The following is a 12,694-nucleotide window of genomic DNA, read 5'->3' on the forward strand; positions in this document are numbered from 1 at the left end:
ATTATGGGAGGTCGGTATGACCGTCGCCGATGCCTTCGACGCCGTCGCCGGCACCTACGACGAGGCCCGTCGCCGACTCGTGCCCTGCTTCGACGCCTTCTACGGCGCCGCCGTCGAGGTGGCCGCGCCGCCGCTGCGCGCCGCGTCGGCCGCCGGGCGCACACCCGAGGTGCTGGACCTGGGGGCCGGCACCGGCCTGCTCTCCCTGCTGCTCGCCGCGGCGGTGCCCGGGATCCGGCTGACCCTGGTCGACGCCGCGCCGGCGATGCTCGCGGTCGCCGCCGACCACCTGGGCGCGTGGGGCGTGCCGCACCGCACGGTGCGCGCCGACCTGGCCGACCCACTGCCGCCCGGCCGTTACGACGCCGTGGTCAGCGCCCTGGCCATCCACCACCTCGACGACACCGGCAAACGGGCGCTCTACCGTCGGCTGCCCGCCCACCTGCGGCCCGGCGGCGTCTTCGTCAACGCCGAGCAGGTGGCCGGACCGACCCCCGGGCTGGACCGGCGCTACGACGAGGTCTGGCGGGAGCGGATCCGCGCGCTCGGCTCGGACGACGAGGAGATCGCCGCGGCGCGGGCCCGGATGGCGTACGACCGGCCGGCCCCGGTGGCCGCCCAGTGCGACTGGCTGACCGAGGCGGGGCTGGTCGACGTGGACTGCTTCTTCAAGGAGTGGCGGTTCGCCGTCTTCGGCGGGCGCGCGGCCTGACCTCCGGCAGCGCGCCCCCGGGCCCGCGCACGTGACCGTTTCGCGCCCCGATGCTCCCGGTGGGCGTTCTGGCGTCTCCGGTGCCTGGCCGGACGACGCACGGGATGACTACCGGTCATACCGTTGGGTAATCTTCCGCCTATGACTGCCAAGGTGACCCTGTCGTTCTCGGACGAGACGATCGAGGAGGCCCGGCGGTTCGCCAAACGCGAAGGGCTGTCGCTCTCGGCGTGGATGGACCAGGCGGCCCGGGAGAAGGCGCTGCGCGAGGTCTTCGCCGCGCACGCCGCCGCCGTGCGCCGCGCCGGCCTCGACGTGGAATCGGCCGCCCTCGCCGACGCGAGCGAGGTGGGCATGGTCGACGACCTGCTCTTCGGTGGTCGCCCGCGTGCTGCGTAGGGGCGAGGTCTGGCGCATCGAGGGCGCCCGGGAACGACTCGGGCTGGTGATCAGCTCGGACGTCTACAACTCCACCGAGGTGCCCATCGTGATCGTGGTCGAGGTGGTCGAACAGGCGCTGCTGCGTGACTCGCCGCTCGCCGTGGCGATGGGCGGCTACGTGGTGATGCCCGACCGGATCTCCTCACCGATGAAGAAGTGGTTCACCGAGTGCGTCGACGTCGCCGACGCCGACACCATGCTCCGGGTCGGCCGCGCGCTGCGCATCCTGCAACAGCTCTGACCCCGCCGGCTCACCGCCGGCCACGAGCGTCGGTGCGGTCTCCGTTTCCCGCCCGACCCGCGGCGGGCACGCCCGGGTAACCGGCCCTGCCTAGCGTCCTGGCGACCAGGCCGACGAGTGGCCACCGGGCCCGGCGGCGCCGGCGCGGTGGGCACTCCCGCAGCGGGAGGAGCCACCCCGTGAGCACGCTCGTCAGCACGACCGCCGTACCCGAGACCCGGCCGACCGCCCGACGGCGGCCGCGCCGGCTCGACGACTGGCGTCCGGAGGACCCCGACTTCTGGCGGACGACCGGAGCGCGCGTCGCCCGCCGCAACCTGTACGTCTCGATCTTCGCCGAGCACGTCGGCTTCTCGGTGTGGAGCCTCTGGTCAGTCCTGGTGCTCTTCCTCGGCCCCGAGTACGGCATCGACCCGGCCGGCAAATTCCTGCTCACCGCGGTGCCGGCCGCGCTGGGGGCGGTGCTGCGGCTGCCGTACACCCTGGCGGTGGCCCGGTTCGGCGGGCGGACCTGGACCGTCGTGAGCGCGTTGCTGCTGCTGGTGCCGGCGGTGCCGATGACGGTGTTGCTGGAGCCGGGGGTGTCCTACTCCACGCTGATGGTGCTGGCCTGCCTGACCGGCGTCGGCGGGGGCAACTTCGCCTCGTCCATGGCGAACATCAACCTCTTCTACCCGGCGCGCCTCAAGGGCAGGGCGCTCGGGCTCAACGCCGGCGGGGGCAACCTCGGGGTACCCGCGGTGCAGGTCGTCGGCCTGGCCGTGCTGGCCACCGCCGGAGCCGCGTACCCCCGGCTGGTGCCCGCGGTCTACCTGCCGCTGATCGTGCTCGCCGCGCTGGCCGCGGTGCGCTGGCTGGACAACGTCCCCGGTGCCCGCAACGAACCCGGCGCGCTGCGCGAGGCGGCCCGCGACCCGCACGCGTGGATCATGTCGCTGCTGTACGTCGGGACCTTCGGGTCGTTCATCGGGTTCGGCTTCGCCTTCGGTCAGGTGCTCCAACTCCAGTTCGCCGACCGTTTCCCCACTCCCGTCGACGCCGCCTGGCTGACCTTCCTCGGCCCGTTGACGGGCTCCCTGATCCGGCCGCTCGGCGGGCACCTGGCCGACCGGCTCGGCGGGGCCCGGGTGACGTTCTGGAACTTCGTCGCGATGGCCGCCGGCGCCGCCGTGGTGCTGTACGCGGCCCGGGAGCGGTCCTTCGGGCTCTACCTGGCCGGGTTCCTGGCCCTCTTCGTCTTCTCCGGCATCGGCAACGGCTCGACGTACAAGATGATCCCGGCCATCTTCCGGGCCCGGGCGGCGACCGCGGTGAGTGCCGGCCGACGGGACCCGGCGGCGGCGCGGCGCTGGTCGACCCGGATGACCGGTGCGCTGATCGGGATCGCCGGGGCGGTCGGCGCCTCCGGCGGGCTGCTGGTGAACGTCGCGTTCCGGCAGTCGTTCCTGACCCGCGGCGACGCGGACGCGGCCTACGTCGCCTTCATCGTCGGCTACGCGGTCTGCTTCGGCGTGACGTGGCTGGTCTACCTGCGTCCGGGGGCGCGCCGGCTGCCCGGAGTGTGACGCGGGCCACCGTCCCGGCGCGGGCCACGCGTGGCGGGACCCCGTTTTGACCAGCCGACCGGGCGCCGGGTATCGTTGCCTGCTGTTGTACGACATCCAGAGGCGTGCCACATCAGGTACGCTTGGTCGTTCGTGCGCGCCTGGTGACCTCGGCGCGCGACCCCAGACCGACGACGAGACAAGGTAGACCTGTGCGTACGTACAGCCCGAAGCCGGGTGAGATCGAGCGTCAGTGGCACGTCATCGACGCCTCTGATGTCGTGCTGGGCCGCCTGGCCACCCACGCCGCCACGTTGCTGCGTGGTAAGCACAAGCCGACTTTCGCGCCGCACGTCGACACGGGCGACTTCGTCGTCATCGTGAACGCGGGCAAGGTCGCGCTGACCGGCAACAAGCGCCAGACCAAGATCGCCTACCGGCACTCCGGTTACCCGGGTGGTCTGAAGCAGGTCGGCTACGACGAGCTGCTGACCAAGCGTCCCGAGCGGGCCATCGAGCTGGCCGTCAAGGGGATGCTCCCGCACAACAAGCTCGGCCGTCAGCTCCTCAAGAAGCTGAAGGTCTACGCCGGTGCTGAGCACCCGCACGCCGCGCAGTCGCCGGTGCCGTTCGAGATCAAGCAGATCGCGCAGTGAGCGCGGGCGAAGGAAACAGCATGACCGACATCACCGCCACCGAGGTTGCCCCCGAGGCCACCGAGGCGCCGGCGCCCGTCGCCCGCGCGCCTCGTGGTGACCGGCCGATCCAGACCGTGGGTCGCCGCAAGGAGGCCATCGTCCGGGTCCGCATCGTTCCGGGCTCCGGCAAGATCACCTGCAACGGCCGCGACCTCGAGGCCTACTTCCCGAGCAAGGTGCACCAGCAGCTGATCAAGGACCCGCTGGTCACCGCCGAGAAGCCGGAGACGTTCGACGTCATCGCCAACCTGCGGGGTGGCGGCATCACCGGCCAGGCCGGCGCGCTGCGGCTCGCCATCGCCCGGGCGCTGATCGTCAACGAGCCGGACGACCGCCCGGCCCTCAAGAAGGCCGGCTTCCTGACCCGGGACGCCCGGGTCAAGGAGAGCAAGAAGTACGGCCTCAAGAAGGCCCGTAAGGCTCCTCAGTACTCGAAGCGCTGATCTTCAGCGGCACGTTGTACGTCTGACGGACGGCCGGTCCGCCTCCCCTCGCCGGGAGGTGGGCCGGCCGTTTCCGTCTTCACCTCGCATCGGCAGTGTCATCGGAGGTTGGCGGGTATGGGTCGGTTGTTCGGCACGGACGGCGTCCGCGGGCGGGCGAATGTGGATCTCACCCCGGAGTTGGCTCTCGCGGTGGCGGTCGCGGCCGCGCACACACTCGCCGAGACAGATCGGAGCCATCCGCCCGTCGCGGTGGTGGGTCGGGACACCCGGGCCAGCGGCGAGATGCTGGAGGCCGCGGTCGTGGCGGGGCTGACCAGCGCCGGGGCCACCGTGATCCGGGTGGGCGTGCTGCCGACCCCGGCGGTCGCGTACCTCACCGCCGAGGCGAAGGCGGACCTGGGCGTCATGCTCTCCGCCTCGCACAACCCCATGCCGGACAACGGGATCAAGCTCTTCGCGGCCGGTGGGCACAAGCTGCCCGACGAGCTGGAGATGAAGATCGAGGCAGCCGTCGAGGCCAACGCCGCCAGCGCCTGGGACCGCCCGGTCGGCGCCGGCGTGGGACGGGTGCACGACCTGCTCGACGGTGCGGACCACTACGTGCAGCACCTGGTCGGCACGGTCCCGCACCGGCTCGACGGCATCAAGGTCGTGGTCGACTGCGCGAACGGCGCCGCGGCCGAGGTCGCCCCCGTCGCCTACCGCGAGGCCGGCGCCGAGGTGATCGCGATCCACGCCGAGCCGGACGGGCTCAACATCAACGACGAGTGCGGCTCCAACCACATCGAGGCGTTGCGCGCCGCCGTGCTCGAACACGGCGCGCACCTGGGCATCGCCCACGACGGTGACGCCGACCGGTGCGTGGCGGTGACCGCCGCGGGTGACGAGGTCGACGGCGACCAGGTCATGGCGATCCTCGCGCTGGCCATGCGCGAGGCGGGCACGCTGACCGACGACACGCTCGTGGCGACGGTGATGAGCAACCTCGGCCTGCGGCTGGCGATGTCCGCCGAGGGCATCCGACTGATCGAGACGAAGGTCGGCGACCGGTACGTCCTGGAGGAGCTGCGCGCTTCCGGGCTGGCGCTCGGCGGCGAGCAGAGCGGCCACATCGTGATGCCCGCCTACGCCACCACCGGCGACGGCGTGCTGACCGGCCTGCACCTGATGTCGCGGATGGCGGCCACCGGCCGTTCCCTGGCCGACCTGGCCGCCGTGGTGACGAAGCTCCCGCAGGTGCTGATCAACGTGCCGGTGGGCGACCGGACCGTCGGCGCCGCCGCACCGGCCGTCCGCGCCGAGGTCGAGCGGGCCGAGGCGGAACTCGGCGGCACCGGCCGCGTGCTGCTGCGCCCGTCGGGCACCGAGCCGTTGGTTCGGGTGATGGTCGAGGCGGCCACGGAGACGGTCGCCCGGTCGGTCGCCGAGCGGATCGCCGAGCAGGTCCGCACCGCCAGCCCCGCCACCGCGTAGGAGGCCGTCACAACCGCAGGCGAGCGACCCGGTCGTACGTGTCGGCCGGGTCCTCGCCGACGGTGGCACGCTGCTCGCCACCCTCGGCGCGACCCGACCCGCCGCCACCCGGGTCAGCCCGCCGAGAGCCGACGCAGCCGGGTGACCGCCTCGGCGAGCACCTCGGGGCGCTTGCAGAACGCGAACCGGACCAGCCGCCGGCCCGCCTCGACGTCGTCGTAGAAGACCTGCGTCGGCACCGCCACCACGCCGCACCGCTCGGGCAGCGAACGACAGAAATCCACGCCGTCCCGCCCGCCGAGGGCGGTGACGTCGGCGGTCACGAAGTACGTCCCCTGCGTCGCGAGCACGTCGAAGCCGGCGTCGGTGAGACCGCCGACCAGTTGGTCCCGGCGGGCCTGGAGGTCGGCCCGGAACCCGTCGAAGTAGTCGTCGCCCAGGGCCAGCGCCACCGCCACCGCGGGTTGCAGCGGGGACGCGTTGACGAAGGTCAGGAACTGCTTCACCCGGAGCACCGCGGAGACCAGCGCGCCCGGGCCGCTCGCCCAACCGACCTTCCAGCCGGTGCAGGAGAAGGTCTTGCCGGCCGACGAGATCCGCAGTGTCCGCTCCCGCATACCCGGCAGCGTGGCCAGCGGCACGTGCGGGCTCTCCGCGTCGGTGTAGACGAGGTGCTCGTACACCTCGTCGGTCACCGCGTACGCGTCGTGCTCCCGGCAGAGGTCGGCGACCAGCGCCAGCTCGGCCGGCGTGAAGACCTTCCCGGTCGGATTGTGCGGCGAGTTCAGCAGCACCAGCCGCGTACGCGGCCCGAACACCGCGCGCAGCGCCGCCGGGTCGAAGGCGTACCGGCCGTCGTCGGTGGGGCGCAGGGTGACCGGCCGGCGGACCGCGCCGGCCAGGGCGATCGAGGCGGCGTACGAGTCGTAGTACGGCTCGAAGCAGACCACCTCGTCACCCGGCTCGCAGAGGGCCAGGACCGCGGCCGCGACCGCCTCGGTGGCACCCGCCGTCACGACGATCTCGCCGTCCGGGTCGTACTCCAGTCCCCAGAAGCGGCTCTGGTGCGCCGCGACCGCCGCGCGCAGGGCCGGGATGCCCGGCCCCGGCGGGTACTGGTTCTGCCCCGTGCGCAGCGCCTCCGCCGCGGCGGCCAGCATCTCCGGCGGGCCGTCGGTGTCCGGGAAGCCCTGCCCCAGGTTGACCGCGCCGGTGCGGACGGCCAACGCGGACATCTCGGCGAAGATGGTCGTGCCGAACGGCCGCATCCGGGCCACCAGCGGGTCGACATCGGTGGTCGTCGTCACGTCCGCCAGCCTACGGCCCAGGCGCACCCGGTCCAGAGGCCGCTCAGCCGAAGCAGCTGGCGCGCCAGCCGATGCTGGTGGCCTCCTCCGTCACCGGCTGCGCCGCGTTGACCCGGAGCGAGCAGGCGATGGTCGGCCCGCTGTCGTCCGTCCTGTTGACCTGCACCATGAGCCGGTCCGCGTGGTCGGTGCGGATGCGCGTCCGCCACGGCAGCCGCACCCCGTCCAGCCAGACCGGATCACCGTTGGCGTCGACGTAGAGGACGTCGGCCCGTCCCTGGCCGGTCGCCTCGTAGACGACGCTGTCCCGCCCCGGACCGGTGGACGGCGTGGCCGCCGGGCTCGCCGGGCGGCCGGGTGCCGGCGGGTCCGGGGCCCGCGGGTCGGTGTCGTCCGCGTACCAGGAGTCGACCTCGGCGGGCGCGTCGGGGGAGGGGGCGTCGCCCGGCATGCCGTACACGCCGAATCCCGCCGCCCCGAGCAGCAGCGCCGCCGCGAGCGCGACACCGGTCAGGACGCGCCGGGTCGGACGCCGTCGCGCCGGTGCACGCGCCCCGCCGGTCGGGCTGTCGTCTCCCGTGGGAGGGCCGGCCGCCCCAGCACGGGCCGCCGCGTCACCGGCCGCGCCGGCCGATCCGGCAGTGGGGGTCGGGAGCCAGCGGTCCGAGGCGGCGGCGGGCGACGCCGACGGTGGGTCCAGCGGCGCCCAGGGGGACGGCTCGGGCGACGGGGTGCCCTCCGACATGCTGCTCTCCTCGCTCGTGGTCCGCCGCCGGGCGTGTTCCGGTCACCCGAAGCAACTCGCGCCCCACTGGCCTCCCCGTACCTCCTCGACGGTCCGCCCGTCGACGGTGATCCGGCAGGTCACCGGCCCCTCCTCGGGGTAACGGTGCGCCAGCACCATCACCCGGTCGGCCGTACGCACCCGCAGGTTCAGTCGCCAGGGCAGTGGCACCTCGGCCTCCTGCACGAAGTCACCGTTGGCGTCGTAGTACTCCAGGTCGACCAGCCCCCGTCCGGTGACCTCGTAGACCACCCGGACCGTACCGGGGGCGCCGGAGGGGGTGGTCGCGGGCGGCTCCGCCCACGGCTCGTCGTCGTCGACGTACGGCGGCTGGGCGTAGGGCTGGTCGATGACCGGTCCGCCCGGGTCGGGTGCTTGCGCGTACCGGATCAGGGTGGCGGCGCCGATCGCGCCGCAGACGACCAGGACCAGGACGGTCGCGGCGGCGATCAGCACGCCGGCCCGACCCGATCGGCGGCGGGGCACGGGCGCGTGGGGCCACGGCTGCCCGTACGCCCCGGGGCCTGGTGCGGGCGGCTGCGCGGCCCAGCCGGGCGGCGGGATCGGCGGCGCGGACGCGGCCGGGGTGTGCGGCGCGTGGGCGGGGGTGCTCGACCACACGCCGGGGTCGGGTGGCGCCCAGGGACCCGGGGCCGTTCCGGTCGACGGGGTGGGGTCGCCGGAGGGTGACACCTCGGACATCTGTTCTGCTCCGGGGATGGACGCGGCGGGGCCGCGGCGCAGTCGGGGTGGCCGGCGAGGTTGTCGCCGCCTCGCCGGTTGCGGCCCTCAATGTACGGGTAGGCGGGGGCCGGTGAGTGTCCGCGTCGCCGCCTTCCAGGGCCGGGTCGTCCGGCCGAGGGCGCGGCGGCGGGGAAGTTCGCTCAAAGTCAGTGATCGTTTACGGTGCTTTCGCGCACGCGCGATGAGCGAAACTGGGTTAGGCTGCGGACCATGTGTGGAATCGTGGGTTACGCCGGCGCGCGACCGGCGCTCGGCATCGTGCTGGACGGGCTGCGGCGGCTGGAGTACCGCGGCTACGACTCGGCGGGCGTCGCCATCGTGTGTGACGGCGAGCTGCTGACCGAGAAGAAGGCCGGCAAGCTGGCCAACCTGGAGAAGGTACTCTCCGAGCGGGCCGCCGACGACCCGACGTCCTGCGCGGCCAGCCCGATCGGCATCGGCGACGGCACCACCGGCATCGGGCACACCCGCTGGGCCACCCACGGCGGCCCCACCGACCGCAACGCCCACCCGCACGTCGCGGGCGACGGCCGCGTCGCGGTGATCCACAACGGCATCATCGAGAACTTCGCGCGGCTGCGCGCCGAGCTGGAGGCCGACGGCGTCCAGTTCACCAGCGACACCGACACCGAGTGCGCGGCGCACCTGCTCGCCGCCGCGCTGGCCGACCTGCGCGCCGCCGGTCACCCGGAGGGCCCGCAGCTGCTCGCCGCCGGCATGCGCGTGGTGTGCCAGCGCCTGGAGGGCGCGTTCACCCTGCTCGCCGTCGACTCGGCGGTGCCCGGCGCGGTCGTCGGCGCCCGGCGCAACTCGCCGCTGGTGGTCGGCCGGGGCAAGGGGGAGAACTACCTCGCCTCCGACGTCGCCGCGTTCATCGAGCACACCCGCGAGGCGGTGGAGCTCGGCCAGGACCAGATCGTGCTGATCACCGGTGACACCATCGAGATCACCGACTTCGACGGCCAGCCGGCGAGCGGCAAGGACTTCCACATCGACTGGGACTCGTCGGCCGCCGAGAAGGGCGGCTACGACTGGTTCATGCTCAAGGAGATCGAGGAGCAGCCGCAGGCCATCGCCGACACGCTGCTCGGCCGGCTCAGCGAGACCGGCGAGATCGCCCTCGACGAGGTCCGTCTCAGCGACCAGGATCTGCGCGACGTCGACAAGATCTTCGTCGTCGCCTGTGGCACCTCGTACCACGCCGGCATGGTCGCCAAGTACGCCATCGAGCACTGGACCCGCATTCCCTGCGAGGTCGAGCTGGCCAGCGAGTTCCGCTACCGCGACCCGGTCCTCGACCGGTCCACGCTGATCGTGGTGATCTCGCAGTCCGGCGAGACGATGGACACGCTGATGGCGCTGCGGCACGCCAAGGAGCAGAAGGCCCGGGTGCTCGCCATCTGCAACACCAACGGGTCCACGATCCCGCGCGAGTCCGACGCGGTCCTCTACACGCACGGCGGGCCCGAGATCGCCGTCGCCTCCACCAAGGCGTTCCTCACCCAGCTCGTCGCCTGCTACCTGATCGGCCTGCACCTGGCCCAGGTGCGCGGCATCAAGTACGCCGACGAGGTCGGCGCCGTCGTGGCGCAGCTCCAGGAGATGCCGGGCAAGCTGCGGGAGCTGCTGGACCGCATCGAGCCCGTCCGCGAGCTGGCCCGGGAGCTGAAGGCCGAGCCCACCATCCTGTTCATCGGCCGCCACGTCGGCTACCCGGTGGCGCTGGAGGGTGCGCTCAAGCTCAAGGAGCTGGCGTACATGCACGCCGAGGGCTTCGCCGCCGGCGAGCTGAAGCACGGCCCGATCGGCCTGATCGACCAGGGCACCCCGGTCATCTGCGTGGTGCCCTCCCCGGCCGGCCGCGGGATGCTGCACGACAAGGTGGTCTCCAACATCCAGGAGGTGCGGGCGCGCGGTGCCCGGACCATCGTGATCGCGGAGGAGGGCGACGAGGCGGTCGTCCGCTACGCCGACCACCTCATCTACGTGCCCCGGACGCCGACGCTGCTCGCCCCCCTGGTGACCACCGTGCCGCTGCAGGTCCTGGCCGCCGAGATCGCGGCCGCCCGCGGGCACGACGTCGACCAGCCGCGCAACCTCGCCAAGTCGGTCACCGTCGAGTAACCGCACCGGACACCGACCGGGGTCCCGGCCACCGCGATCCGCGGTGACCGGGACCCCGAGTCACATCCGCGCCCGCAGCCGTGCGGGCGGGCCGAGCCCGGGTGCCGGGCGCGCCGCCGGTCAGCGGCCGAGCACGATGCGGGCCATGCCGTCCAGGGCCGGGTTGTCCGGATCCCAGTAGCCGGTGTGGCCGTGCCGGCCGCTGTCGAAGACCCGGCCGCCGAAGGCCGGGCCGGCCGGGTCGGCGCCGAACCACAGCTCGGGCTCGCTCCGCCCCGGCCCGGTCAGGACGGCGGCCAGCGGTGACACGCCCCGCAGGGCCCGCAGCGTCAGCTCCTCCGGTGGGCGGGTGAACCGGATCACGTCGTCGGGCGCGGTGCTCGCCCACACCTGGCCGGGAGGCACCCGCAACTCGTCGGCGTGCGCCGCCCCCACCCCGGGCGAGCCCACGAAGACCAGGGCGTCGGCGGCGAGCCCATGCTCCCGCGCGGCCGTGCCGACCACCAGTGACCCGTAGCTGTGCCCGAGCACCGTCTGCCGGGCCGGCGGCCCCTCGTGCGTCGCGCGCAGCCCTTCCTGGAAACGGTGCAGCCCCGGGCCGGCGTCCCGGGCCTGGCCGGCCGAGACCGCCTCGTGCAGGAAATCCGGCGCGTCGTAGTCGAGCCACAGCACGGCCGCGCTCCGCTCACCCGGCGCCAGCGCGGCGCACCGGTCCAGCACCCGCCCCGCCCGGGTCAACTCGCCCGGCGCGTCGTCGAGACCGGCCGTCATGCCCGGCACGTACGTCACCACCCGGTCGGCGTGGTCCGGGTCGCCGAGCGCCACCACCACCCGGCCCTCGCCGGCGGTGTCCAAGCCGAGCAGGTAGGCCCGGGGCCCGCCGGGACCGGCCAGCCGCTCGGCCAGCGTGTCGAGGCCGGCGAGGCGGCCGTCGACCAGGTGCAGGCGGGCCGACTCGACCGGGCCGGGCGGCACCCGGGCGAGCAGGCGTCGCCGCTCGGCGAGCAGCTCCGCGCGGCGTGCCCCGAGCAGCAGCCGGTTGGCCTGGTCACGGGCCGCCACCGGCACGCCGTCCAGACGGCCCACCAGGGTCGGCTCGTGCGCCACCAGCCACCGTTGCTGGGGCGGCGTCAACTCCGCCCACCAGGACCGGACCTGGGCCGCCGTGGCGTCCCGGGCGGGCCGGCCGGGCGGCGGCGGGGTCGCCCAACCCGTGCCGGCCGCCGCGGCGAGCGCGTCCAACCGCACGGCGGCGGCCCGGTCGGCGGCACCGGCCGACTCCAGCGCCTCCCGCAGCGCCGCGACGACCCGGGCGGCGGCCGGGCCGTCCCGCTCACTCGGCCGGGCTCGCGCCGGATCGGCGGAGACCCGGCCGTCGCGGTCGATCGACAGCCCGGACGCGTCGGCCAGGGCCACCGCCGCCGCCAGCCGCCCCTTGGCCGCCGCGAGCCGCCCGGCGTGCTCGGCGAGCACCTGGTCGGCCTCGATCAGCGCCGGTGCGATCGTGCTCAACTCGGCGCGGAGGCCGGTGAGCCGACCGTCGGCGGCCGTCGCCGCCGCCCCCGACCAGCCGCCGGCCAGCGCCGCCGCCCGGTCGGCCAGCTCGCCGGCTCGCCGGTCGACCAGGGTGGCTGCCCCGGCCCAGGCGGCGCCCGCCGCGCGCCACGCCCCGGGATCGGCCGACCAGAGCTGCGCGTAGGCGACGGCGGGGGCCGTGGTGGTCACCGGGGCAGGCCGGTGAGGCGGCCGGCGGCCCGCTCGTCGACCGCCTCGTAGGCCTGGGCCGCCGCCCGGACCGCCGCCGCCGTGCCGGCCACCCGTGCCCCCAACCGCCCGAGCCACCCGTGCACGGCTGACTCCAGCGCGGCGAGCGCGTTGCCCGCCCGCCACCCGGGGGCCGCCACCGCCAGCCCGGGCACCCCCGCCAGCCCGTGCGCCAGCCGAACGGCGTCGCCGTCCATCGCCCGGGCGGTGGCGAGCAGCGCCTCCGGCTCGACCCCCAACGGCTTGTCGATCATCCCGTGCCCCCGTTCCATCAGCCTCGACACCGGGAACGCTAGGCGGCGGCCGGAGGCCCGGCGCACCCTGTGGACGGCGGGCGGTGGTCGTACCGCCGGGTTGTCCACAGGCCTTGCCGGGCCCGGAGCCGGCGGCTAAATTGCCGCCGCCACCGCCGGTAG

The 12,694-nt window shown here is 74.4% G+C and carries 13 protein-coding genes; 8 read left to right on the forward strand and 5 right to left on the reverse strand.

The genetic code is table 11. The features are described from left to right. Positions 1 to 16: 16 nt before the first annotated feature. From GA0070620_RS25770 to glmM, 7 genes are all read left to right on the forward strand, one after another. A complete protein-coding gene (locus GA0070620_RS25770; protein WP_091595023.1) occupies positions 17 to 712 on the forward strand; it encodes a class I SAM-dependent methyltransferase in 696 nt (231 codons plus the stop codon). A 141-nt stretch (positions 713 to 853) separates the two neighbouring features. Then, on the forward strand, positions 854 to 1,111 hold the full coding sequence (locus GA0070620_RS25775) for a DUF6364 family protein (protein WP_091595025.1): 258 nt from the start codon (positions 854 to 856) through the stop codon (positions 1,109 to 1,111). Beyond that, on the forward strand, positions 1,089 to 1,394 hold the full coding sequence (locus tag GA0070620_RS25780) for a type II toxin-antitoxin system PemK/MazF family toxin (protein WP_172836500.1): 306 nt from the start codon (positions 1,089 to 1,091) through the stop codon (positions 1,392 to 1,394). Before GA0070620_RS25775 ends, GA0070620_RS25780 begins: the two co-directional genes overlap by 23 nt. A 179-nt stretch (positions 1,395 to 1,573) precedes the next feature. Beyond that, positions 1,574 to 2,959 (forward strand): MFS transporter, encoded by a 1,386-nt coding sequence (locus GA0070620_RS25785; protein WP_091595027.1) that lies wholly within the window; start codon positions 1,574 to 1,576, stop codon positions 2,957 to 2,959. Positions 2,960 to 3,150: 191 nt separating this feature from the next. Further along, positions 3,151 to 3,594 carry a 50S ribosomal protein L13 gene (gene rplM, locus GA0070620_RS25790; protein WP_091595029.1) on the forward strand — a complete coding sequence of 148 codons (444 nt, stop codon included), beginning with the start codon at positions 3,151 to 3,153 and terminating at the stop codon, positions 3,592 to 3,594. A 20-nt stretch (positions 3,595 to 3,614) separates the two neighbouring features. Next, the gene (rpsI, locus tag GA0070620_RS25795) at positions 3,615 to 4,079 is read left to right on the forward strand and encodes a 30S ribosomal protein S9 (RefSeq protein WP_091595031.1); all 465 of its coding nucleotides are present in this window, start codon (positions 3,615 to 3,617) and stop codon (positions 4,077 to 4,079) included. A 117-nt stretch (positions 4,080 to 4,196) separates the two neighbouring features. Further along, complete coding sequence (gene glmM / locus GA0070620_RS25800; protein ID WP_091595033.1) at positions 4,197 to 5,555, forward strand: phosphoglucosamine mutase; 1,359 nt, start codon at positions 4,197 to 4,199, stop codon at positions 5,553 to 5,555. A gap of 113 nt (positions 5,556 to 5,668) precedes the next feature. Here the strand turns inward: glmM and GA0070620_RS25805 are convergent, their stop codons facing one another. From GA0070620_RS25805 to GA0070620_RS25815, 3 genes are read right to left on the reverse strand one after another with little or no spacing between them, the layout of a single operon-like run. Beyond that, entirely contained in the window at positions 5,669 to 6,862 is a 1,194-nt protein-coding gene (locus GA0070620_RS25805; RefSeq protein ID WP_091595035.1) for a pyridoxal phosphate-dependent aminotransferase, read from the reverse strand. 43 nt (positions 6,863 to 6,905) lie between these two features. Next, a complete protein-coding gene (locus tag GA0070620_RS25810; protein WP_091595037.1) occupies positions 6,906 to 7,607 on the reverse strand; it encodes an MmpS family transport accessory protein in 702 nt (233 codons plus the stop codon). A 42-nt stretch (positions 7,608 to 7,649) separates the two neighbouring features. Further along, positions 7,650 to 8,348: an MmpS family transport accessory protein gene (locus tag GA0070620_RS25815; RefSeq protein WP_157741708.1), complete on the reverse strand. Its 699-nt coding sequence runs from the start codon at positions 8,346 to 8,348 to the stop codon at positions 7,650 to 7,652. 252 nt (positions 8,349 to 8,600) lie between these two features. Here GA0070620_RS25815 and glmS point away from each other — a divergent pair, with 252 nt between their 5' ends. Then, positions 8,601 to 10,514, forward strand: coding sequence for a glutamine--fructose-6-phosphate transaminase (isomerizing) (gene glmS, locus GA0070620_RS25820; RefSeq protein ID WP_091595041.1), 1,914 nt, complete (start codon positions 8,601 to 8,603; stop codon positions 10,512 to 10,514). Positions 10,515 to 10,634: 120 nt separating this feature from the next. Here the strand turns inward: glmS and GA0070620_RS25825 are convergent, their stop codons facing one another. Continuing rightward, the gene (locus tag GA0070620_RS25825) at positions 10,635 to 12,239 is read right to left on the reverse strand and encodes an alpha/beta hydrolase (RefSeq protein WP_091595043.1); all 1,605 of its coding nucleotides are present in this window, start codon (positions 12,237 to 12,239) and stop codon (positions 10,635 to 10,637) included. After that, on the reverse strand, positions 12,236 to 12,550 hold the full coding sequence (locus tag GA0070620_RS25830) for a type VII secretion target (RefSeq protein WP_231921977.1): 315 nt from the start codon (positions 12,548 to 12,550) through the stop codon (positions 12,236 to 12,238). The genes GA0070620_RS25825 and GA0070620_RS25830 overlap by 4 nt, the downstream gene beginning before the upstream one ends. Positions 12,551 to 12,694 lie beyond the last annotated feature (144 nt).

The organism is Micromonospora krabiensis (assembly GCF_900091425.1).
Taxonomy (GTDB): domain Bacteria; phylum Actinomycetota; class Actinomycetes; order Mycobacteriales; family Micromonosporaceae; genus Micromonospora; species Micromonospora krabiensis.

Excerpts from the sequence above, each read along its gene's own strand:
- GA0070620_RS25770 (WP_091595023.1), top strand. The coding sequence starts at position 17 with ATGACCGTCGCCGATGCCTTCGACGCCGTCGCCGGCACCTACGACGAG.
- GA0070620_RS25775 (WP_091595025.1), top strand. The coding sequence starts at position 854 with ATGACTGCCAAGGTGACCCTGTCGTTCTCGGACGAGACGATCGAGGAG.
- rpsI (WP_091595031.1), top strand. The coding sequence starts at position 3,615 with ATGACCGACATCACCGCCACCGAGGTTGCCCCCGAGGCCACCGAGGCG.
- glmM (WP_091595033.1), top strand. The coding sequence starts at position 4,197 with ATGGGTCGGTTGTTCGGCACGGACGGCGTCCGCGGGCGGGCGAATGTG.
- GA0070620_RS25810 (WP_091595037.1), bottom strand. The coding sequence starts at position 7,607 with ATGTCGGAGGGCACCCCGTCGCCCGAGCCGTCCCCCTGGGCGCCGCTG.
- GA0070620_RS25815 (WP_157741708.1), bottom strand. The coding sequence starts at position 8,348 with ATGTCCGAGGTGTCACCCTCCGGCGACCCCACCCCGTCGACCGGAACG.
- glmS (WP_091595041.1), top strand. The coding sequence starts at position 8,601 with ATGTGTGGAATCGTGGGTTACGCCGGCGCGCGACCGGCGCTCGGCATC.
- GA0070620_RS25830 (WP_231921977.1), bottom strand. The coding sequence starts at position 12,550 with ATGGAACGGGGGCACGGGATGATCGACAAGCCGTTGGGGGTCGAGCCG.